The sequence below is a fragment of the Kitasatospora sp. NBC_01560 genome, from assembly GCF_045208415.1.
Lineage (GTDB): Bacteria > Actinomycetota > Actinomycetes > Streptomycetales > Streptomycetaceae > Kitasatospora.
Genome location: NZ_CP109364.1, coordinates 8,813,978 through 8,835,905, shown reverse-complemented (window position 1 = coordinate 8,835,905; position 21,928 = coordinate 8,813,978). Strand labels below are relative to the sequence as shown.

The 21,928-nt window shown below is 74.6% G+C and carries 18 protein-coding genes and 1 pseudogene; 11 read left to right on the top strand and 8 right to left on the bottom strand.

Annotation, left to right across the window (positions count from 1 at the left end; all coding sequences use genetic code 11):
• Positions 1–49: 49 nt before the first annotated feature.
• Complete coding sequence (locus OH807_RS37700; protein WP_406208834.1) at positions 50–979, bottom strand: LysR family transcriptional regulator; 930 nt, start codon at positions 977–979, stop codon at positions 50–52.
• 109 nt (positions 980–1,088) lie between these two features.
• Here OH807_RS37700 and OH807_RS37695 point away from each other — a divergent pair, with 109 nt between their 5' ends.
• The 4 genes from OH807_RS37695 (at position 1,089) to OH807_RS37680 (ending at position 5,184) form a co-directional block, all read left to right on the top strand.
• Positions 1,089–1,793, top strand: coding sequence for a succinate dehydrogenase cytochrome b subunit (locus tag OH807_RS37695; RefSeq protein ID WP_406208832.1), 705 nt, complete (start codon positions 1,089–1,091; stop codon positions 1,791–1,793).
• Positions 1,793–3,736, top strand: a complete 1,944-nt coding sequence (locus OH807_RS37690) for a fumarate reductase/succinate dehydrogenase flavoprotein subunit (protein WP_406211402.1) — start codon at positions 1,793–1,795, stop codon at positions 3,734–3,736. Before OH807_RS37695 ends, OH807_RS37690 begins: the two co-directional genes overlap by 1 nt.
• Positions 3,733–4,470, top strand: a complete 738-nt coding sequence (locus OH807_RS37685) for a succinate dehydrogenase/fumarate reductase iron-sulfur subunit (RefSeq protein ID WP_406208829.1) — start codon at positions 3,733–3,735, stop codon at positions 4,468–4,470. The genes OH807_RS37690 and OH807_RS37685 overlap by 4 nt, the downstream gene beginning before the upstream one ends.
• A gap of 411 nt (positions 4,471–4,881) precedes the next feature.
• On the top strand, positions 4,882–5,184 hold the full coding sequence (locus OH807_RS37680) for a hypothetical protein (RefSeq protein ID WP_406208826.1): 303 nt from the start codon (positions 4,882–4,884) through the stop codon (positions 5,182–5,184).
• 87 nt (positions 5,185–5,271) lie between these two features.
• Here the strand turns inward: OH807_RS37680 and OH807_RS37675 are convergent, their stop codons facing one another.
• Together OH807_RS37675 and OH807_RS37670 are read right to left on the bottom strand one after the other, a co-directional pair.
• Positions 5,272–6,198 (bottom strand): DUF2797 domain-containing protein, encoded by a 927-nt coding sequence (locus OH807_RS37675; RefSeq protein WP_406208823.1) that lies wholly within the window; start codon positions 6,196–6,198, stop codon positions 5,272–5,274.
• Positions 6,199–6,335: 137 nt separating this feature from the next.
• Positions 6,336–8,804, bottom strand: a complete 2,469-nt coding sequence (locus OH807_RS37670; protein WP_406208820.1) for a penicillin acylase family protein — start codon at positions 8,802–8,804, stop codon at positions 6,336–6,338.
• Positions 8,805–8,998: 194 nt separating this feature from the next.
• On the opposite strand from OH807_RS37670, the gene OH807_RS37665 reads away from it, so the two are divergent.
• Positions 8,999–9,286, top strand: a complete 288-nt coding sequence (locus OH807_RS37665) for a hypothetical protein (protein WP_406208818.1) — start codon at positions 8,999–9,001, stop codon at positions 9,284–9,286.
• A gap of 183 nt (positions 9,287–9,469) precedes the next feature.
• Entirely contained in the window at positions 9,470–9,901 is a 432-nt protein-coding gene (locus tag OH807_RS37660; protein ID WP_406208815.1) for a VOC family protein, read from the top strand.
• Between the two features lie 234 nt (positions 9,902–10,135).
• Here the strand turns inward: OH807_RS37660 and OH807_RS37655 are convergent, their stop codons facing one another.
• On the bottom strand, positions 10,136–10,576 hold the full coding sequence (locus tag OH807_RS37655; protein ID WP_406208812.1) for a winged helix-turn-helix transcriptional regulator: 441 nt from the start codon (positions 10,574–10,576) through the stop codon (positions 10,136–10,138).
• Between the two features lie 100 nt (positions 10,577–10,676).
• Here OH807_RS37655 and OH807_RS37650 point away from each other — a divergent pair.
• Positions 10,677–11,522: pseudogene (locus OH807_RS37650) on the top strand (alpha/beta fold hydrolase); the annotation flags it as partial.
• 215 nt (positions 11,523–11,737) lie between these two features.
• The gene (locus OH807_RS37645; protein ID WP_406208809.1) at positions 11,738–12,427 is read left to right on the top strand and encodes a maleylpyruvate isomerase N-terminal domain-containing protein; all 690 of its coding nucleotides are present in this window, start codon (positions 11,738–11,740) and stop codon (positions 12,425–12,427) included.
• Positions 12,428–12,507: 80 nt separating this feature from the next.
• On the opposite strand, the gene OH807_RS37640 is transcribed toward OH807_RS37645, so the two are convergent.
• Entirely contained in the window at positions 12,508–14,772 is a 2,265-nt protein-coding gene (locus OH807_RS37640) for an FUSC family protein (RefSeq protein ID WP_406208806.1), read from the bottom strand.
• A 366-nt stretch (positions 14,773–15,138) separates the two neighbouring features.
• Here OH807_RS37640 and OH807_RS37635 point away from each other — a divergent pair, with 366 nt between their 5' ends.
• Positions 15,139–17,304: a restriction endonuclease gene (locus OH807_RS37635; protein WP_406208804.1), complete on the top strand. Its 2,166-nt coding sequence runs from the start codon at positions 15,139–15,141 to the stop codon at positions 17,302–17,304.
• 223 nt (positions 17,305–17,527) lie between these two features.
• Complete coding sequence (locus tag OH807_RS37630) at positions 17,528–18,085, top strand: ricin-type beta-trefoil lectin domain protein (protein ID WP_406208801.1); 558 nt, start codon at positions 17,528–17,530, stop codon at positions 18,083–18,085.
• Positions 18,086–18,237: 152 nt separating this feature from the next.
• Here OH807_RS37630 and OH807_RS37625 read toward each other — a convergent pair whose 3' ends face one another.
• Both OH807_RS37625 and OH807_RS37620 read right to left on the bottom strand, forming a co-directional pair.
• Positions 18,238–18,885 (bottom strand): HNH endonuclease family protein, encoded by a 648-nt coding sequence (locus OH807_RS37625; protein WP_406208798.1) that lies wholly within the window; start codon positions 18,883–18,885, stop codon positions 18,238–18,240.
• Between the two features lie 298 nt (positions 18,886–19,183).
• On the bottom strand, positions 19,184–20,020 hold the full coding sequence (locus OH807_RS37620; protein WP_406208795.1) for a hypothetical protein: 837 nt from the start codon (positions 20,018–20,020) through the stop codon (positions 19,184–19,186).
• Between the two features lie 264 nt (positions 20,021–20,284).
• Here OH807_RS37620 and OH807_RS37615 point away from each other — a divergent pair, with 264 nt between their 5' ends.
• Complete coding sequence (locus tag OH807_RS37615; RefSeq protein ID WP_406208791.1) at positions 20,285–20,764, top strand: peptidoglycan-binding protein; 480 nt, start codon at positions 20,285–20,287, stop codon at positions 20,762–20,764.
• A gap of 163 nt (positions 20,765–20,927) precedes the next feature.
• On the opposite strand, the gene OH807_RS37610 is transcribed toward OH807_RS37615, so the two are convergent.
• The gene (locus OH807_RS37610; RefSeq protein ID WP_406208789.1) at positions 20,928–21,908 is read right to left on the bottom strand and encodes an Lrp/AsnC family transcriptional regulator; all 981 of its coding nucleotides are present in this window, start codon (positions 21,906–21,908) and stop codon (positions 20,928–20,930) included.
• Between the last annotated feature and the right edge of the window lie 20 nt (positions 21,909–21,928).

Below are 21,928 nucleotides of genomic sequence, written 5' to 3'. Positions count from 1 at the left end.
CCGCCCGGACCGGGCTCGGGTACGACCACGGGACGGACCACCGGTACGACTACGGCTCCAGCAGCAGCCGGGTGCCGGGCGGGAGCCCGCCCGACCGGGCCGCGTCGCGCAGGTGGGCCAGCACGGTCTCGCGCAGGGCCGCCGCCGCCCGGGTGAGCGGCACCTCGTGGCCGTGCGCGACGGCGATGGTCCGCCCGAGCCCGGGCCCGGCGAAGGGGGTGACAGCCAGCCCCGAGCGGGCCGCGACCATGCCCGGCAGCACCGCAGGGCCGAGCCCGGCCCGGACGAAGCCGAGCACCGCGTCCATCTCGCCGCCCTCCACCGCGAACTCCGGCTCGAACCCGGCCGCCCGGCAGGCCGCCAGGGTGGTCTCCCGGAGGTCGTAGCCCTCGCGGAACATCACCAGGGGCCGCCCGCGCAGGTCCGCCACCCGCACCTCGGCGCGCCAGCCGCCGGCGGACCGGGCGACCAGCACCAGCTCCTCGTGCAGCAGCTCGGTGACGTCCAGCGCGGACGCCGTCTCGCCGCTCGGCGGGGTGATGATCAGCGCGAGGTCCAGCTCCCCGGCCGCCAGCATCCGGACCAGGTCGCGCGAGCCGCCCTCGCGGACCATCAGCGCCACTCCGGGGTGGCGGTCCCGGAAGACCCGCAGCACGTCCGGCACCAGGCTGGTGCAGAGGCTCGGCGGGGCCCCCAGCCGGACCCTGCCCCGGCGCAGCTGCACCGTCTCCTGGACGGCCAGCCGGGCGCTCTCGGTGTCGGCGAGGATGCGCCGGGCGAGCGGCAGCAGGGCGTCCCCGGCGTCGGTGAGCGCGATGTTGCCCCTGGTCCGGTGGAACAGCTCGGCGCCCAACTCCCGCTCCAGCGCACGGATCTGCTGGGACAGCGAGGGCTGCGCGACATGGGCCGCGTCGGCCGCCCGGGTGAAGTGGCGGGTCTCGGCGACGGCAAGGAAGTAGCGGAGTTGCTGAAGCTGCACCCCGCCAGGGTAGGCCCGGCCCCCGGGCCCCGGCGATAGGCCACGGCTATCGCGGCGAGCCGCATCATGTCTTGGACGTACCGAGGGGCCCGTCCTTACCGTTGTCGCCATGACAACCGCGACTCGGACGGCCCGGCATCCGTCCACCCTGGCGCTCCTGTGGCGGTCGACCGTCGGCAAGAAGGCGGTCATGGCCGTCAGCGGACTGGTCATGCTGCTGTACCTGGTCGCGCACATGCTGGGCAACCTCAAGGTCTTCTTCGGCCCGGACGACCTCAACGGCTACGCGCACTGGCTGCGCACTCTCGGCCAACCGGTCCTGCACTACGAGTGGTTCCTCTGGATCGCCCGGTTCGGCCTGCTCGCCGCCGTCGGGCTGCACGGGGTGGCCGCGTACCAGCTGAGCCGGCGCGACCTCGCCGCCCGGCCGAGCAAGTACGTGCACCAGCGGCGCCGGGCGAGCTACGCGACCCGGACGATGCGGTGGGGCGGGGTGATCCTGGCCCTGTTCATCGTCTGGCACATCCTGGACCTGACCACGCTGACCGTGAACCCGGCCGCCGAGCACGGGCATCCGTACCAGAACATCGTGGCTTCCTTCTCCCACTGGTACAGCTGCGTGATCTACATCGTCGCGATGCTGGCCGTCGGGCTGCACATCCGGCACGGCTTCTGGAGCGCCGCGCAGACCCTCGGTGCCAACAACGCCCGGCGTGACCGCGCGTTGAAACTGACCGCCAACGGCCTGGCGCTGGTACTGACCGTCGGCTTCCTGTCCGTCCCCGTGGCCGTGATGACCGGAGTGGTGAGTTGATCCCCTACAGCGAGTACACCGTCGGCGATCCGGTCGCCGACACCAAGGCCCCCGCCGGACCGATCGAACAGCGCTGGGACCAGCGGCGGTTCGACGCCAAGCTGGTCAACCCGGCCAACCGCCGCAAGCACACCGTGATCGTGGTCGGCACCGGCCTGGCCGGCGGCGCGGCCGGCGCCACGCTCGCCGAACAGGGCTACCGCGTCGTGCAGTTCTGCTTCCAGGACTCCCCCCGGCGGGCCCACTCGATCGCCGCCCAGGGCGGCATCAACGCCGCCAAGAACTACCGCAACGACGGCGACTCCGTCCGCCGGCTCTTCTACGACACCGTCAAGGGCGGCGACTTCCGGGCCCGGGAGTCCAACGTGCACCGGCTCGCCCAGGTCTCGGTGGAGATCATCGACCAGTGCGTGGCCCAGGGCGTGCCGTTCGCCCGCGAGTACGGCGGCCTGCTGGACACCCGCTCCTTCGGCGGGGTGCAGGTCTCCCGGACGTTCTACGCCCGCGGCCAGACCGGACAGCAGCTGCTGCTCGGCGCCTACCAGGCGCTCTCCCGGCAGATCGCCGCCGGGAACGTCGAGCTGCACGCGCGCACCGAGATGCTCGACCTGCTGGTGATCGACGGCCGGGCCCGCGGCATCGTCGCCCGGGACCTCGTCACCGGCGCGATCTCCACCCACACCGCCGACGCGGTGGTGCTCGCCAGCGGCGGCTACGGCAACGTCTTCTACCTCTCCACCAACGCCAAGAACTCCAACGCCACCGCCGTCTGGCGGGCCCACCGGCGCGGCGCCCACTTCGCCAACCCGTGCTTCACCCAGATCCACCCCACCTGCATCCCGCGCTCCGGCGACCACCAGTCGAAGCTGACCCTGATGAGCGAGTCGCTGCGCAACGACGGCCGGATCTGGGTGCCGAAGGCCGCGGGAGACACCCGGCCGCCGGGCGAGATCCCCGAGGCCGAACGCGACTACTACCTGGAGCGGATCTACCCCTCCTTCGGCAATCTGGTGCCCCGTGACATCGCCTCCCGGGCCGCCAAGAACGTCTGCGACGAGGGCCGCGGCATCGGCCCCGGCGGCCAGGGCGTCTACCTGGACTTCGCGGACGCGATCCGCCGGCTGGGCCGCGACGCCGTCGAGGCCCGGTACGGCAACCTCTTCGAGATGTACGAGCGGATCACCGCCGAGGACCCGTACCGGGTGCCGATGCGGATCTACCCCGCGATCCACTACACGATGGGCGGGCTCTGGGTCGACTACGACCTGCAGACCAGCGTGCCCGGCCTGTTCGCGATCGGCGAGGCCAACTTCTCCGACCACGGCGCCAACCGGCTCGGGGCCAGCGCCCTGATGCAGGGCCTCGCGGACGGCTACTTCGTCCTCCCGCCGACCCTCAACGACTACCTCGCCCGCCACCCGCTGCCCGCCGTCCCCGCCGAGCACGAGGAGATCGCCGCCGTCGAGGCCGAGGTGACCGACCGGCTCAACCTCATCCTCGCCGTGGACGGCGACCGCACGCCCGACTCCTTCCACCGCGAGCTGGGCGAACTCCTCTGGAACGAGTGCGGCATGGCCCGCGACGAGGCCGGCCTGCGCCGCGCCCTGGCCCGGATCCCGCAGCTGCGGGAGGAGTTCTGGCGCCGGATCAAGGTGCCCGGCACCGGCCAGGAGCTCAACCAGTCGCTGGAGAAGGCCAACCGCCTGGTCGACTACTTCGAACTGGCCGAGCTGATGTGCCTGGACGCCCTGCACCGCGCGGAGTCCTGCGGCGGTCACTTCCGCACCGAGAGCCAGACCGAGGACGGCGAGGCCGCCCGCCGCGACGAGGCGTTCGGCTACGCCGCGGCCTGGGAGTTCACCGGCACCGGCACCGCCCCGGTCCTCCACCGCGAGGACCTCGCGTTCGAGCACGTCCACCCCACCCAGCGGAGCTACGCATGAACCTCACCCTGCGCATCTGGCGCCAGGCGGGCCCGGAGGCGGCCGGCTCGATGACCACCTACCGGGTCAGCGGGATCAGCCCCGACATGTCCTTCCTGGAGATGCTGGACACCCTCAACGAGGAGCTGATCACCCGCGGCGACACGCCGGTCGCCTTCGACCACGACTGCCGGGAGGGGATCTGCGGCGCCTGCGGCATGGTCATCAACGGCCAGGCGCACGGACCGGAGCGGACCACCACCTGCCAGCTCCACATGCGGCACTTCAGCGACGGCGACACCATCGACGTCGAACCGTGGCGGGCCTCGGCCTTCCCGGTGGTCAAGGACCTCGTCGTCGACCGGTCCGCGTTCGACCGGATCATCGGCTCCGGCGGGTACATCACCGCCCCCACCGGCAGCGCCCCCGACGCGCACGCCACCCCCGTCCCCAAGGAGGCCGCCGACACCGCCTTCGAGCACGCCGAGTGCATCGGCTGCGGTGCCTGCGTGGCCGCCTGCCCGAACGGTTCGGCGATGCTGTTCACCTCCGCCAAGGTGGTGCACCTCAACGTGCTGCCGCAGGGCGCCCCGGAACGGAAGGCCCGGGTACGGAACATGGTCTCCGCGATGGACGCCGAGGGCTTCGGCGGCTGCACCAACACGGGCGAGTGCGCCACCGCCTGCCCGAAGGGCATCCCGCTGCCGAGCATCGCGGCGATGAATCGCGAGTTCCTCCGCAGCGCGGCCGGCTGAGCGCCCGGCCCACGCCTGCCCACACCGGCCCACACCTGCCCACACCTGCCTGTCCGCCCGCGCCTTCCTGCCCCGCCCGTGCCCGTCCGTCCGCCTGCCGGAGTGCCTCGCGGGACCTCGGCCGGGACGGGCGGGGCGGGCGGGGCGCGCGGCTCGGCCGTGCGCTCCCCGCAAGGGTGGTGGATCGTCAGGACCGGTGCTCCACGCAGGAAATTCGCGCTACGGTGGTCCCCGCGCCAAGGAGGGTCATATGCCCGAGGTTCAGTCCTGCACCGGGTGTGGCGGGTCCGGCGGGACCCAGAAGACCGAAGCCACGGTCGAACTGGACGAGGAAGGGGGCATGGTGCCGAAGCTCAACACCTTCTGGTCACCGTGCGGTCGGTGCCACGGATCCGGGACGGTGATCGTCGGATGAGGATGGTCTTCGAGTGCGTCGAGTGCGGCAGCCACTACCTGCCGCCGGAGGAACTGAGCTACCCCGACGGGCCCGCCTCGCCCGTCTGGTGCACACACTGCCAGACGGCGAAGCGGGCGGCGGGCGTTCGCGAGGATCCGCTGCTCGCCCGGCTGGCGCTGGCCGCCGCCCGGGCCGCGCTCGCCCGGCGGGCCGCGGAGGACGCGGCACCCGCACGCTCCGACATCCGGCCGTCCCGGCCGCCGCGCTCGCACCGGGCACGGTCCGGTCCGGGCGGGGTGCGCAGCCGACTGGGCTGAGCAGGCCCGACGGCTCGGGCACCGGCCTCGGCAGCGGCATCGGGTAGGAGCACGGCACGAATGACCGGGCCGGCACTGCGGGGCCGGTCAGAACAGCGCCTCCTGGGTGTCCGCCTCCGGCGGGCGGACCCGGGCCCGTACGGTCAGGCCCGTGGTCGGGCGGTCGCCCGCCGGGGTGAGCGTCCAGCCCGTGAGCAAGCGGGTGTCGAGCAGCAGCGGCTCGGGGTCGTCGGGCCGGTCGAGCCAGAGGTAGCGCCCGACCGGCGGGCGCAGCGTGCCGGCGACGACCGCGCCGGCCGCCAACGCGTCGATCTGCCCGTAGACGGCCGGGGCTCCGCCGGCCAGGCCGAAGAGGTCCACGTGGTCGGTGACGGGGTGGCCGGGCAGCAGCTCCAGCGCGTGCCCGTCCAGCAGCCGGTGGGCACGGGTGCGGGCGTCGGTGAGGATCCCGCGGCGGTGCGCGGCGTCGCCGTGCCGCCACCAGTGCTCCGCCTTCACCTTGGCCGTGAACCGCTCGCGGGCCAGCCCGGAGGCGGCGACGGTGAGTTCGGCCCGGCGGACGGCGGGCAGGCTGCCCCGGGCGGCGAAGGTCCAGGCGAGCGCCCCCTGTTCGAGCAGCCGGGCGGTGCCGCGCTGTTCGGAGGTCAGACCCACCTTGAGCAGGCCCTCGCCGAACCAGGCGAGGTAGAGGCGGTAGGTGCGGCCGTCGTCGAGGATCTGGTCCCTGGCGATCGCCAGCCCGCGGTCGACGCTCTGGCAGGCGGAGCACTGGACGGCACCGCCGTCCGGGTCGATGACGGCGTGGTGCGGGCAGGGCGTCCGCTCGGTGGCGCCGACCAGCCAGGCGCCGGTGCAGCGCCGCGGGCCGGCCAGCAGCCAGCCGACCGGTGTGCCCGGCGCGACCGCCCGCTCGTGCCGGCGGCGGCCGTTGACCGCGGTCAGCACCGGCCGCCCGTCCTGCCAGTGCAGCCCGGTGGAGATCCACCCGCCGGCTGCCTGCTGCTGTCCGACCACGCCCGTCCTCCCGTCCGAACCTGCGAGGTTACCCGCCGCCCCCGACACCCGGCCCCATCCGGCCCCGCCCGGGATCGGACGGGGCCGGGTGCGGCCGGGTGCGGCCGGGTGCGGCCGAGTACCGCCGGGTGCTGCGGTCAGCGGACCAGGGTCGTCACCTTCAGGTGCGGGGCCGCCGTGATCTCGGCCTCGGTGAACCGCTCGGTCACCCACTGCTTGCGGGCGAAGAGCCGGGTCTGGTCGGTGTAGTGCGGCGAGGTCGGATCGGCGGACTCGCCGTAGCTGAGCAGGGTCCTGGTCCGCGGGCCCTGCCGCGTCAGCTCGGTGGCCATCATGAAGCTGGACCCGTGCGGGACGCTGCGCAGGTCGGCCGGGCGGGTGCCGCCGCCCCGGCCGGAGTCCGGGGCGGCCGTGAGCACGTTGAAGCAGCCGAGCCCGCCGGAGCAGCCGGGCAGCGGGATGCCCGCCCAGCGCTGGCGCAGGCCGATGGGTGCGTCCAGCGGGACGCCTTCGCCCGCCAGCTGCCGCACGGCGTCGGCGAGGGCGCGCTGTGCGGCCCGGTCCTCGCCGACGATCCCGCGCGGGGTGGTGAGCGGCTGGGCCGGGTCGTACGGCACGCGCTGCCAGGAGTCGGTACCGCTGCGGCTCAGGGCGAGCCGGAAGGCCTGCCAGAGGTAGGTGCCCCTGCTGTCGGCGTCGGCCCTGGTGTCCCAGGCCGCGAGCACCGCGCAGGCGGCCGCGAGGTCCACCGGGGTGCCGTCGGTCGCGGTCGCCGCCGGGTGGGCGCGGCACATCGCGACCGCGTCGTCACGGTCGAGATCGGCGGTGTACACGCGGTCCCCGAGCATCGTGGCCTGCAGGGTGGGCAGGCTGAAGCCCGCGGCGCCGAACCCGTCCCGGCCGGCCCGGCGGTCGGCGATCATCCGCAGGCCCAGCTGGGGGCGCGGGGCGATCCGGGTGCCGTTGTTGTAGATGGCCGGCAGGCCGGTCAGCGGCGCGTCCGCGTTGGTCAGGTACGGGCCGTTGTTCGAGTTGGCGACGTAGTCGGTCCGGGTCAGGCTCGGCTGGGCGGCCGGTCCGAACACGCCGGGCACCAGCGCGTCCGGGTCGCTGCCCCAGTCGCACGCGGTGGTCGAGCCGTCCAGGACCTGCCCGAAGTCCTCGGTCTGCCGGGCGCACCGGGCGTTCTGCTCGTCGGTCACGTGCGGGACGACGGAGCTGTCGGTGAAGTACGCCGTGCCAGTGGCGTCGGTGGCCATGGTGTACGTCCACGGCACGCCCTGGTAACTGCGCTGGGCCTGCTTCAGCTGGTCGAGGTTCTGCGCCTTGCCCATCGCCAGCCACTCGTTCATCGAGCGCAGGTTGTCGGCGTTGGCGTCGCGGACGGCGTAGGCGTGGTCGGTGGTCCAGCCGTCCGCGAGCACCGGTCCGTACCGGGAGTCGTACAGCGTGCGGGTGACGGTGGTCACCGTGCCGTCGGCCGCCCGGACGGCGACCGGGACGCTCCGGGCGGTCATCCGCTCGGCGCGGCCGTCGACCAGGTACCGGGTCGGGTCGCCCGGGGCGAGTGACAGCCGGTAGACGGAGGCGTGGTCGGCGTAGCTGGTGGTGTGCGTCCAGGCGAGGCCGCGGGTGTGCCCGATCTCGACCAGCGGGGTGCCGTAGAGGCCCGCGCCGGCGACGTCCATCACCCCGGGGACGGTCAGCTGGACCTGGTAGAAGCGGTCGCTGCCCGCCCAGCGGAGGTGGGGGTTGGCCAGCAGCATCCCGGTGCCGTCGCGGGTGGCGTCGCGGCCCAGGGCCCAGCCGTTGCTGCCCAGGTCGGAGGCCTCGCTGCCGCCGACGCGTGCGGCGGCGGAGGCCAGCGCGGCACGGGCACCGGTGGCCGGCGGGGCGGCGGCCGGTGCGGCGGCCTGCCCGGCCGGGGCCGGGGCGGTGGGCGGTGTCGCGGAGCCGATCCCGCCGGTGACCCCGGACTGGCCGGCCGCCGTGTCGACCTCCAGGATCAGCGACCAGAGGTCCAGGGCGGTGATCGGGCCGACCCACGCCTGTCCCCGGCAGGTCGGGTCCGGCAGCTTCGCCACCCCGGTCTCGCCCAGGTAGCGGTTGTAGCCGGCCGCGTAGCCCTCGACCATCCGGCGCAGCTCGTCCGTCGGGCCGAGCGGCGCCGGCCGGTCCAGCAGCCGCTGGACGGTACCGGCCTCGCGCAGGCCGCGGTGGTAGGTGTCGCCGGCCAGGTTGGGGGTGGTCGGCGCGTCGGTCGAGGTGGCGTCGGGGCCGAACCAGCGGGACCGCTCGCCACGCAGGGTCAGCACGTGGTCGGCGAGCTGGCACAGGTTGTCCTGGGCGAAGGCGTACCCGTAGCCGAATCCGAGGCCGCCGAAGTCCCGGGCCAGGATGTGCGGCACCCCGTACTCGGTCCGCCGGATCTTGGCCGTGTACCCGCCGCCGCGCTCCTCCGTGCCGTCCGCGCCGGCCGCCTGGGCCGGTAACGGCGCGACCGCCACCGCGGAGACCGAGGCGAGGCCGAACGCCACCGCACCGAGCCCCAAACGCCTCAGCAGACCGCCACTCTGACGACCAGTCACCTTGTTCGTCGTTGTCATGCCAATCAGGCTGCCGTTCGCCGCGGCCCCGGCGCATCACCCCTCCGGACGACCACGGAACGCCCCGATCGACCCACGGGTGTACGACCGGTGGCCCTACGGGCGTACATCGTCGAAGGTACGGACGCCACCCGCGGCCAAACCGTCACCCGGATGAACGGCAACCGGCCGGGTCCCCTCGTCGTTCTCCGGGCATGAGCCATCCGAACCCGCCCCGCGTCCTGCACATCGTCTCCGGCCGACCCGAACCTAAGCTCCCGGCGGCGGAGTTGACGCAGTCCTGGAACAGCAGCGCCGCCGAGCAGGCCGCCGACGCGCTGGACGCGCTGCGGACGGTCGAAGTCCCGGTGGGCGCCCTGCGGGCCGCGTTGCTGATCCTGGCGGACCTCGTCGTCCGGCCCGGGGAGAGCGAGGAGATGCGGGCGGCGGCCGCCGAGGTCTGCGGCCTCCTGGCCGGCCTGACCGACGCCCTGTCCGCCTGAGGGTTGTCCCGTAACTGGTCCTCGACAGCACCGAAGTCGCCGGCCGGGTGCCCTTCGGGGAGACGCCGGCCTCGGTTCACCCCTGCGAACGCACGACACGAAAGCGGGTAGCAGCCCTCCTCCCGACCACGCGCGAACCTCCTGACCTGGGAAGATGAGCAGGGCCCCTGTTATTGTGCGCCAATGTCAACGATCAAGCAGTTCCAGGTGACCTTCGACTGCGCGGAGCCGGTGCGCCTCGCCGCCTTCTGGTGCGAGGTGCTGGGGTACGTCATGCCGACGGTCCCGGAGGGCTTCGCCACGTGGGAGGAGTGCTACCGCTCGCTGCCGCCCGAGGATGCGATCTACTTCGCGTGCACCGATCCCTCGGGCGTGGCCCCGCGCCTGCTCTTCCAGCGAGTCCCCGAAGGCAAGGTCGTCAAGAACCGGGTGCATCTCGATGTGCGGGCCGGCGTCGGGCTCGTGGGTGACGAGCGCCTGGCCACACTTGAGGCCGAATGCGCACGGCTGACGGTGCTCGGCGCAAAACACGTGCTGACGCAGCGCGCCGATGGCGTCAACGAGTCGTGCATCACGATGCAGGACATCGAGGGCAACGAGTTCTGCCTCGCCTGACTACTCCTCCGGGACTGCGAGGTGGGGAGCCGTTTCCCGGGACCCTCTCAGCCCCCGCAGGCGGCGGGAGTCGTCCCGCGGGAGCGAGGTTGTGCAGGCGGGCAACGCCGGGCATCGCGTGGCGCACACCGTCGCCTCCGGCGAACGGAGTTGTCCAGGACGGCTCGGACGCCGTGATCACACACCAGCCACGGCCAGGATCCTCCCAGGGCAGGATCACTTGAGGGACAGCCCTCAGGGGTTGGCCGTTCGGTCCGGGCCACGGTCGGGGGGTGACTCGTCGGCGAGCCGGTTGCTGCGGTCGATCTCCGCCATGTGTGTCTCGGCCCAGACCCGCAGGACGGAGAGCGGCCCTTCGAGGGACAGGCCGAGCCCGGTGAGCCGGTAGTGGACGGCGGGTGGCACGGTGGCTTCCACCCGGCGCGCGACCAGGCCGTCGCGGACGAGGCTCTGCAGGGTGACGGACAGCATCTTCTGCGAGATGCCGGGGATGCGGCGCCGCAGTTCCGCGAAACGGCGCTCGTCCGGCGCCTCCTCGGCCAGCACCTTGACCACCATCGACGTCCACTTGGTGCCGATACGGTCGAGCAACTGGCGGGTCGGGCAGAGGGAGTCCAGCAGATCACCCCGCTCACCGGGCCGCCGGCCGCTTTCCCCGGCCGTCGATGTGGTCACTCGGAGCTCACCACCTGAAGGGAAAGTGCCGTCTTGGAGCCACCAACATAGTTCCTTAGCGTGAGGTGGTCACCATTCCTCACCACACCTGGAGCCTCCCGTGCCCGAGCTGCGGCGCATCCCCGTCAACGGTGTCGAACTCAACGTCGCCCTCGCCGGATCGGGCCCGGCCGTCCTGCTGCTGCACGGGTTCCCGCACACCTGGGAGCTGTGGACGGACGTGATGGCCGGCCTGTCCGGCCGATACCGCGTCATCGCGCCGGACCTGCGCGGGTTCGGCGCGAGCAGCGGGACCGCCTCCGGGTACGACGCGGGCACCCTGGCCGAGGACGCCGCGGCGCTTCTCACCGCGCTCGGCGTGTCCTCGGCCGCGGTGGTGGGCATCGACGCGGGTGTCGCGCCGGCCTTCCTTCTCGCCCTGCGCCGCCCCGGCCTCGTCCGGCGCCTGGTCGTCATGGAGTCGGTTCTGGGCAGGCTGCCCGGCGCCGAGGAATTCCTTGCCGACGGGCCGCCGTGGTGGTTCGGATTCCATTCCGCGGCGCCCGGCCTTGCCGAGACCGTGCTGGAGGGCCACGAGGCCGCCTACGTCGACTGGTTCCTGAGTACGGGCACGCTCGGCGACGGAGTGCGCCCCGCCGTCCGGGACGCCTTCGTCCGCGCATACACCGGCCGCCGGGCGTTGAGCCGCGCGTTCTCGTACTACCGGGCGCTGCCCGAGAGCGCGGTACAGATCGAGCGGGCGGTCGCCACTGCCCGCCTGACGGTGCCGACGATGGCGTTGGGCGCCCGGCCCGTCGGTGCGGCACTGGAACGCCAGCTCCGCCCGATCACCGACGATCTCACCGGACACGTCGTCGAAGACTGCGGCCACATCATCCCGCTGCACCGGCCGCACGCCCTGCTCACGCTGCTGCGTCCGTTCCTCGCCGGTGAGCACGCGAAAGCAACGTGCCCCGGTCCGCGGGGCCGACGTTCGACACAGCCCTGCACAGGGGCACCGCGGCTGCACCTCCCGCCCCCGGTCCCCGGCCCGTCCGCCTCTGCCACGGCTCCTACCCCGCCGGCCCCCGCCGGACCCGTGGCCGGGGCCGGCGAAGTGCCCCGCAGGCGCGGGCAGGCTCGGACGGGAGGGGTCGGCCGCGCCGCGAGTACAGTCGCGCCATGATCGACAGAGCTCCGGAGCCGGACCACGCCCCCGCCGCCGACGACGACGCCGCCCCCGTCACCGCCGACGACCTCGCCCTCGCGGTGCGCCTGGCCGCCGACACCCTGCGGGCCGCCCCGGCGGACGCCGACTGGTCGCGGCCCGCCGGGGCGATCGACTGGGACTGCTGGGCCACCGTCGAGCACCTGGCCGACGACCTGCTCGCCTACGCGGCCCAGCTCGGCCCGGCCGCCCCGCCGCAGGACCGCTACGTCCCGTTCCTCACCACGCGCCGCTTCCCCGGCGGGCCGAACAGCTTCGTCTTCGCGGACCGCGCGGCCGGGCCTGCGGGGCTCGTCCAGGTGCTGGAGGCGAGCGGGGCCCTGATGGTCGCGATGGCCCGCACCGCCGCCCCCGGGACGCGCGCCTACCACCCGTGGGGCCTCGGCGACCCGGCCGGGTTCCTCGCGATGAGCCTGCTGGAGACGCTCGTCCACCTGCACGACGTCGCCCAGGGCCTCGGGCTGCCGTGGGCACCCCCGGCCGGCCTCTGCCGGCGCACGCTCGCCCGGCTCTTCCCGGACGTCGCGCCCGACGCCGCGGGCCCCTGGCCCACGCTGCTCTGGGCCACCGGCCGCACCGCCCTCCCGGGCCGCCCCGCGCGCACGGAGTGGCGCTGGTACGCGGACGTCCGCTCCGACGGCTGAGGGGCCGGTCGGACGGGGCGGCCGGACGGGGCGGCCGGACGGGGCGGCCGGACGGGGCGGCCGGACGCGGCGGTCGCCGGTCAGGCCTGCGGGGCGGGGGCGGGCACGGCCGGGCCGCGGACCTGCTCCAGGTCGTCCAGCAGCCCGGTGAGCCAGACGGTGACGTCGACGGCGTGCAGCGCCGCCGCCCCGGTGGGCAGGCCCGTCGCCGCCATCAGCTCGCCCGACAGCGCGGCGCGCTCCCGGGCCAGTGCGTCCTGCCCGGCGCCGGCGGGTTCGCGCGCGCGCAGCGCCGCCGCCTCCCGGCGGAACGCCGCGGCCACCTCGTCCGCCCGGCGCACCAGCTCCGCCGTGCCGTCCGGGCCGGGCATCGCGGTGCCGGGCGGGATCCTGGCCAGCAGCGGTTCGGCGCCGCGCAGGGTGTGCTGCCCGGTGAGCACCGCGGCCTGCCAGTTCGGCCCGTCCTCGGCGGGATCGTGGCGCTCGCTGCGGTACTGCGCGTACAGCGCCTCGGTGAGCAGCGAGGAGCGGCGCAGCCGGGCCAGCGCCCCGCCGGCCGGGCCGGTCCCGGTCACCACCGCCACCGTCTCCCGCACGGCCTCGGCGCCGTCCTCCAGCAGGGCGGCCGTCCGGCGCCGCAGGTCCTGGCCGCCGCCGCGCGGCCAGGCGCAGAGCCCGGCCAGGATGCCGATCGCCGCGCCGGTGGCCACGTTCACCAGCCGGGCCTCCGCCAGCCGCCAGCTCGCCGGGGCCAGCTGGGTGAAGACCAGGGCGACCACGACGGTGAAGAGTCCCTGGCCCCAGGCGAGGCCGAGCGCCGGGCCGACCGCGAAGGCGAGCAGCATGACCGGCGGAAGGGCGGCCGCGTAGACCACCGGGTGCTCGCGGATCAGGAGCAGCATCGCGGCGGTGACGGCGGCGCCGCCGGCCGTGCCGACCAGGGCCGGGCGCAGGGTCATCCGGGTGTCGGTGGCGCTGGTGCGCATCAGGGTGAGGGTGGCCAGCAGCACCCAGAAGCCGTGCGAGAGGTCGAAGGCGCCGGCCACCAGCCGGGCGGCGCCGAGGGCCAGCGCGGTGCGCAGGGCGTTGCGGAAGAAGACCGAGTGGGTCGTCAGATTGCCGCGGAACCGCCGCCACCAGAGCAGCGGGGCCGGCTCGTGGGCGTACCAGAACGGCCCGGGCCACTGGTCGGCCGGTGTCCCGTCGGGCGGCAGCGGCGCGCGCCGGCTGACGGTCGCCGCCCGGGTGACGAAGCGGGCACCCTCGGCGGCGTCCAGGGCGACGGTGCCGAGCGCCAGCCGGACCGGCGTCGTGCTGCCCGGGCCTTCGCCGTCGGCGGCGCGCGCCGCGTCGAAGGTGGCGAGCTCCCGGTCGATCGGCCCGGTGACCGGGACGGGGCCGCCCTCGCGCACCCCGGCCGCGGCCGCGCGCAGGGCCTGCCCGGTGGCCGTCGCGAGCACCGCGGCGCCGGGGTTGGGCCGGTCGGCACCGGCGAACCGGAGGAGCCGGTAGAGCTGCCTGCCGGTGTAGTGCAGGGCGATCGCGCAGTGGGTGAGGGCGCGGTCGACGGCACCGGCCGAGGCGGGCCGTTCCATCACGGGGATCCGGGAGAAGCGCAGGTCGTCCAGGAGCGCCCGGGCCCGCTCGCCGGGCGGGCCGGCGCCGGGCGGGGCTGCATCGGGCGGGCCGGCGCCGGGCGGGCCCGGGCCGGGCGGGGTCCCTCCCGCGACGGGCGGCGCGACGGGCCGCCCCGCGCACGCGGCCGCGGACACGTCGGCCAGGTCCGCCAGGGCCGAGGCGGCGCGGGCCAGCCGGTCCCGGTAGTCGGGCGGCGCCGGCTCCGGCCAGAGCAGCCGCTCCGCCGCGGCGAGCAGCAACAGGCCCACGGCCACCCCGGCCAGCCGCTGCGGCAGGGTGTCGGGCCGGAACGGCGGGAAGCAGGGGAGGATGTAGAAGAGCTGCAGCCCGTTGGCCAAGCCCACCAGCCGGGGCCCGCCGACCGCGCCGAAGGACACCGCGAAGCCGACGCCCACCATGCCCAGGGCAGCCGTCCAGGCGTGCACGGCGAGCGCGGTGCCCAGGCAGACCAGCGCGCAGGCGAACGGCAGGGTCAGCAGCAGCGTCCGGGAGCGGGCCCGGGCGCTGCCCTCGACCCGCGCCAGGACGCCGACGGCGACCGCCCCGAACAGCGCGTAGGTGGCCGACACCGGGCTGTGCAGGCCGTAGCGGAAGGTGTAGAAGCCGATGCACGCGGCCAGCGTGACGCGGACGGCGCGGTGCACCGCCGCCGCGTCCGGGCGGGCCCGGCGGCGCGGGGGCCCCGTCCGCCCTGGCGATCGGCCCATCGCACCTCGCTCCCGTGGGCTGTGCCGCTCCCGGTACGCCCCGCCGCCACCGCGGGCGGCCACGCCGTTCGCGCCGGACTGTTCGCGCCGGACCGTTCGCGCCGGACCGTGCGACCAGGACCGTGCGACCAGGACCGGCAGGCGGTCGCGGAGCGCGACCCGGACGGCCGGAACCCGCCGGTGGGATCCGGCCACTTTTCACCCTAGGGCCCCTCCCGCCGTCCCGCCTGACGCGCCCGCAGCGCCGCAGGTCATGGGCGCTTCGCCGGTCCGCCGGTCCACGTTCTATTGTGGCGGGCGCGACGGGCGGTGCGGCCGGGAGGCGGCGCGCGGGTGCCGCCCGGGCACGGAACGAAGGGGTGGACGGTGGCGGGGCGGCGGAACGACGGGGTGCTGGCGATCTGGGCGGAGGCGCAGCGGCAGGAGCAGCGCCGGGAGGAGGCCCGGGGGCGGGCCCTGGCGACCGAACAGCGCAGGCTCGAACGCGAGGCGCGCGAGGCGCAGCGGGCGGAGGCCCGGGGCGAACGCGAGGCGCTGCGGGCGTACCAGCAGTCGCGGGAGACCGAGGCGGCCCGGCGGACGGCCGAACTGGACGGCCGGGTGGAGGAGTTGCGGGGGCTGCTGGCGGCCGGGCTGAGGCAGCCGGCGTTCAGCCCGCGGGCGCTGCTGGCACCGCGCACGCTGCCGGCCTTCGAGCCCGGCCGGCTCGGCGAGCCGGTGCCGATGCCGGACCAGGCGCACTACCAGGTGCCGCCGCCCGACCCCGGGCAGGCCCGCAATCCGGCGATCCGGCGCCAGTACGAGCAGTACGTGGCACAGGCGCGGGCCCGGTTCGAGCAGGACTGGTATGCGGCGCAGGCGGCCGAGGCGGACCGGCAGCGGCGGCTCGCCGAGTACCACGGGCAGTACCTGGAGTGGGTGGCGCAGCACCGCCGCCAGGACGAGGAACGGGCTGCCGGCACGCAGGAGTTGCTGCGCCGACTGCGGGGCGGCGAGGCGGAGGCGGTGCAGGAGTACTTCAGCGCCGTGCTGTACGGCTCGGCGGGCTGGCCGGAGGGGTTCCCGCACCGGCTGGTCGCGGCCTGGGAGGCGTCGAGCCGTCAGCTCGTCGTCAACTGGGAGCTGCCGGGCGCGGAGGTGGTGCCGGCGAGCACGCGGGTGCGGTACGTGAAGACGGACGACCGGGAGGCGGAGGTCGCCCGCCCGGCCACCGAGCGCAAGGCGCTGTACCGGGAGGTGCTGGCGCAGAGCGCGCTGCGGGTGGTGACCGAGCTGTTCCGGGCGGACACCGACGGCCTGCTGTCCTCGGTGGTGCTGAACGGCTTCGTGCGCGGCATCGACCCGGCGACCGGCCGGGAGGCGGAGCGGTTCCTGTCGACGGTGACCGTCGACCGGGGCGAGTTCGCCGGGCTGACGCTGGACCGGGTGGCGGCCGTGGAGTGCTTCCAGGGGCTGGGCGGGGTGCTCTCGGCCCGGCCGGAACGGCTGGACGAGGTGCGACCGGACCGGCTGCCGGAGACCGTCGGCGGCAGCCTGGCCGGGCAGGGCGGCGAGGACGAGCCGGACCTCTTCGAGATGGACCCGATCGAGTTCGAGGAGCTGATCGCCGAGCTCTTCCGGCTGCGCGGGTTCCGGGTGATGACCACCGCCCGCAGCGGCGACGCCGGGGTGGACGTGGTCGCCGAGGACCTCGACCCGGTGACCGGCGGCCGGATCGTCATCCAGGCCAAGCGCTACCGCTCGACGGTCTCCCCCACCGCCGTCCGGGACCTCGACTCGACCGTCCGCCACCACGGCGCGATCAAGGGCATCCTGGTGACGACGGCGGGCTTCGGGCCCGGCTCGTACGACTACATCCGCAACAAGCCGCTGACGCTGGTGAGCGGGCCGGAGCTGGTCGAGCTGCTCGCCGAGCAGGGCCTGCGCGGGCGCCTCGGCGGCGGCCGTGCGGGCGGCACCGGCGGTGTGGGCGCGGGCGCCGCCGCCGGACCGGCCGACGGCGGCGGGCCCGCCGACCGCCCGACCAGCGTGCAGGTGTCCTGGCGGAGCCGGACCGCCGGCGGGGACGCGGTGGAGCTGGACGTCTCGGCCTTCCTCTGCGCGGGCGGCAAGGTGGTCGGTGACGAGCACTTCGTGTTCTTCAACAACCCGCAGGACCCGGGCGGCGCCGTCCGCCTCCACCCGACCCGCTCGGTGTCCGGCGAGCCGGTCCGCGCGGCCGAGCTGACGGTGGACCCGCTCCGGCTGCCGGCGGGCGTGGACTCGGTGGTGGTCGCCGTCTCCACCGAGGAGGAGGAGCCACCCGCCCTGCCGCTCGGCTACGTGCACGGGCTGGCCGTGACCACGGCCCACGGCCCGGGCACCTCCGGCCCGGAGCGCTGGGCGGCCGCCACCGGGGGCGTGCCGGACACCGCCCTGATCGTGGGCGCCTTCCGGCGGACCGGCGGCGGCTGGCAGTTCACGCCGGACGGGACGGCCGTGGCAGGCGGGCTGGCCGGCCTCGCGGTGCACTGGGGCGTCGCCGTCGAGTAGCCGGAGGGACGGGCGGGCCGGGTCGGAGTCCGCGGTGGTGCTCCGGCCACCACAGCGGTGGGGTGGCCGGAGCACCACCGGCCCTTCGGTGCGTTCGGAAAGCCCCCTTGACCGTGGCCACCCGACCTCCGGAGGCTGGAGGCCTTCGCATATCTGTCACACCGTCAATTACGTGACAGGGAAAGCGGATACACCGATTCCAAGCTTTCGGAAGGACGATCCGATGCGCCGCACCACCACACTGACCGCCACACTCCTCCTCGCCGGGGCCGCGGCCCTGGCCGCACCCACCGGCGCCCTGGCCGCGCCCGCACCCGCACCTGCCTCCGCACCTGTGAACGCTTCTGCGAACGCGCCGGCCGTCGTTCCGGACGGTCCGATCGGGCCGGTCGCGCCCGGCTACCTCGTCGGCATCCTGAACCGGTGCGTGAGCGTGAAGTCGGGGCTGGGCCAGGACTGGGAGCCCGTCACGGCCAAGCCCTGCAACAGCAGCGCCGCCCAGACGTGGACCCCGAACCTCGACGGCACCGTCACGGCCCTGGGCAAGTGCCTGGACGTCTACTACGGCCAGACCTTCAACGGCGCCCGCGTGCAGATCTACACCTGCAACGGCACCGGAGCCCAGCAGTGGCGGCTGCGGGACGACGGCTCGCTCTTCAACCCGCAGTCCGGCCGGTGCGTCACCGGGCTGGGCCTCACCGCCGACGAGAACTACCAGCTGTACATCTGGGACTGCGACGGCGGCAACGCGCAGTACTGGAAGCTGCGCTACTACGTCTGACGGGAGCTGCCCGGCACTGCGAGCACGGGTGGAGCCCCGGACCGGATCGGGTACCGGTCCGGGGCTCCGGCCCGGGAGGCGACGCCCGGGGACGCAACACCCGGGTGTCGGTGGCGCCTGTGGTTCCTGCGGCGCCTGGGAGGAACGATTCCTCAGCAGCCGTTGAGGATCGAGGTCAGCGCGCTCTTCTCGGCGGTGTCGACGTTCAGGCCGTAGAAGTACTTCACCTGCACCCAGGCGCGGGCGTAGGTGCAGCGGTAGGACGCCTGCGGCAGCCAGGTGGCCGGGTCCTGGTCGCCCTTGCTGCGGTTCGAGCTCGCGGAGACGGCGATCAGCTGCGGGCGGGTCAGGTCGTTGGCGAGGGCCTTGCGCTGGTCGGTGCTCCAGGCCCAGGCGCCCGAGCGCCAGGCCTCGGCGAGCGGCACCAGGTGGTCGATGTCGAACGACGAGGCGTTCGTGGTGGTGGCGTTGTCGTACGCCGACACCCAGCTGCCGCTGACGGAGGAACAGGCCGAGTTGGTCACCACGCCGCTGCCGTCGCGCTTGAGGACGGTCTCGCGGGTGTCGCACGTGCCCGCGATGGTGATCCAGTGCGGGAACAGCGTCCGGTCGTAGGTGTCGGCGTGGGACTCCGCGGCCACCGGGATCGCGGCCAGGTACGTGCGGGCGGTGGCGGCCGAGACCGGGGTGGGCAGCGCGGCCTGGGCGCTGCCGGCACCGGCCACCAGGGTGGTGAGCGCGAGCAGCAGGGCGCCGGAGGCGGCGGCCAGGGCACGGCGGGGCATGCGTATCGCAGACATGCGGACTCCAGGGTCGGCGCGGGGGCCGGATCGGTGCGAGGGCAGGCGAAAACCCCCGGGCGGGGCCGCCCGGGCTGGCAACCAGCATGCCGTGCAGGGGGTTTACGCGGGTAGACCCCAGAGGGGAAATTCTGAATGACGCTCAGCCGACCGTCCGCGCGGCCACGACCACGGCCCGGCTCCCGGCGGCACCGGGCCGGGAACGGCGCCGCGCCGGGAACGGCGCCGCGCCGGGAGCGGCGCCGCGTCGGCGATGGCGCGGGGCCGGGGCCGAGCCCGGGCGGCCCCGCGCGACGCCCTATCGGGAGAAGTAGGCCTTGACGCTGACGGCCGCACCGCCCGCGTACTTCTGCACGGCCGCCCTGGCCTCTCCCGACACGGCCACGGAGGAGGTGCCCCCGGCCGGAATCGTCGTCAGCCCGCCGATCGGGACCACCTCGACCGCCTGCTGGGGCGAGCCGGGCTTCGGCTGGTCGTAGACCAGGTAGACGACGCGGACCGACACCGCCGTGTCGTTCGGGTTCGTCAGGACGACCTGCTCGAAGGCGGCGAACTTGCTCAGCGGCCGGCCGGACGCGTCCGCCGGCTTCACGTCGACCGGACTCACACCCGACGGAAGGTCCGCCGGGGCGAGCTCCTTGACGGCCACCCTGACGTCGGCGACCTCGCCGACGCCGGTTCCGCTGAACGCCAGGACGTCGTAACTCCCTCCGGGTTCGACGACGAGGCTGCCCCGGTCGCTCCCGTAGGCGGTCGTGACCCGCACGCCGGGCAGGTCCTTCCCGGCACCGTCCACCGCCGTGATGGCCAGGGTCGGTATCACGCTCGCCCCTCCGTCGTTGCCGATGAGGAGCGTCTGGTCGATGTACTCCAGCTTGCCGAGCGCGTGGTAGTCGAAGGACAGCGCTGCGGCCGACGGGCGCGCGGCAGGGCTCGCCGCGACCGGCGCGGCGGCTGGCGCGGCGGCCGACGGCACCGCTGCGCCCGGGACGTCCGCGGCCGGGGCCAGCGCGCCGGCCGGACTCGTAGCGGCACCACTCGAACCGCAACCGGCCAGTGTGACGATGCCGAGGACAATGCCCGCAACCGTCGCGCCCCGGCGACGCCGAACAGAAGATCGATCAGTATCTTGCATTCGCCGGAGACTAGCGGAAACCGGACAGTGAAGATCAATTCAGAGCTCCGAGAAGGAGACCGGGCTCGTCGCTCGCGGGGGTTCGGGCGGCTGACGGTGTCTCCGATCCGGTCTGGGCGCGTCTCAATGCGCTGGTCAGCGTGGTGGCCGCAAGTGGGGACGTCCCACGGCCCGTTGGGTGGTCGCCGGTGGGCCGCGAGGGTCGAGAGTGGTGCGAGCCCCGTGACCGGGGTGTTCGACTGTCGACATGTGCGGAGAAGGAACATGAGCATCATCAAGAGGGCCGCCGCGGTGGCGGTTTCCGTGTCGCTGTTCGCCGGGGCCGGCGTGCTCACCGCCACGGGCGCGTCGGCGGCCACCGTGTACGGCTGCCAGCGCTACCAGGGCGCCTCCCAGCAGATCGGCGCCTACTGGGGCCACTTCGCCACGTACGGCTACTACGACGGCAACAGCGCCGTCCCGACCAGCGGCGCCTTCAGCTCCGCGGCGGTCGAGGCGCAGTGTGCGCTGAAGAGCCTCGGCTACTCCGTGACCGCCGACGGCTACTACGGCCCGAAGACCCAGTCCGCGGTCGCCGACTTCCAGTCGCACCACGTGCTGAAGGTCGACGGTTTCGTCGGCCCGAGCACCTGGCCGGCGCTGCGCTTCTACGCGGCCGACCAGTCGGCGGGCTGCGGGCCGACAGTGGTCGCCGCGGGCGCCTCCCGGAAGAGCGCCGTGGCGGCCGTCCCGATGGGCTGCTGACCGGCCCCGTTGAAATGAAGTCCCGACAACAAGCTCCGGCGGTGAGTACGTACCGGCAGTGAACCCCGTTGTCCGGTAACGCCCCTGACGGCCCGCGACCCGGCGACCGGGCCGTCGGGGGCTGCGGCCGTCAGGGGCCCCCGACCGAGCGACGGCCGGGCCGTCAGCCGCGCAGGGTTGCCGCGGCCTTGTAGGTGCGCAGGACCGGTGCGGTCTCGATGCGGGAGATGGCGTCCAGGGCGACGCGTCGGGTCAGGTAGTGGTGCAGGGCCTCCGCGTCCCGGCACAGGGCGTGCGCGACCAGGTTGGTGGGCCCGGTGGTGGCGGCGACGACGGCGAGTTCGTCGTGGGTGGCCAGTGTGGTGGCGACCTCGTCGAGGCGGCTGGGGGCGACCTGCATCCACAACAGCGCGGACACGGGAGCGCCGAGGACGGCCGGCTCGACGTCGATGTCGAAGAACAGCGCGCCGCGGGCCCGCAGTTCGGTCAGGCGGCGGGCGGCCGTGGCGGGCGTGGAGCCGGTCGCGGCGGCGAGGTCCGCGTAGCCGGTCCGGGCGTCCTCGCGCAGCGCGGCCAGCAGGCGCAGGTCGGCCTCGGTGAGGACGTACGGGTCGCCGTCGTCGGCGGCGGGACCGGCCGGGACGGCGTGGGCGCGCAGCCGGTCCTGCTGCTCGGCGGTGAGCACACCGATCCGGCCCCGCCAGGCCGTGGGCCCGCCCAGGTAGGTGTGCAGCAGGTAGTGCGCGGAGACCGCGGTGATGCCGGCGGTCCGCGGGATGTCGCGCAGCAGCAGGGAGTGCGCGTCCGGGCCGCTGGGCGCGGTGTGGATGATCGCGACGATCTCGGTGCCGCCGGAGGTCAGCCGGACCCACGAGGTGTCGGGGCGGCGGGCCAGCGCGACGGCGATGTCGTGGGCGGTGCGGGTGGCGGCGGTGAGCCTGACGAACCACTGGTGGGCGCGGGTGCTGCGTGGGTTCGGCAGGGCGACGACGCGCAGGCCGCATTCGGCGGTCAGACGGCGGTAGCGGCGGACGACGGTCTGGGTCGAGCAGCCGAGCACGTCGGCGACGAGGGTGAACGGGGCGCGCGCGTCCACGTGCAGGGCATGGATCAGGCCGCGGTCGAGGTCGTCCAGGTCGGTCATATTCAGCAATCTAGCCGCCG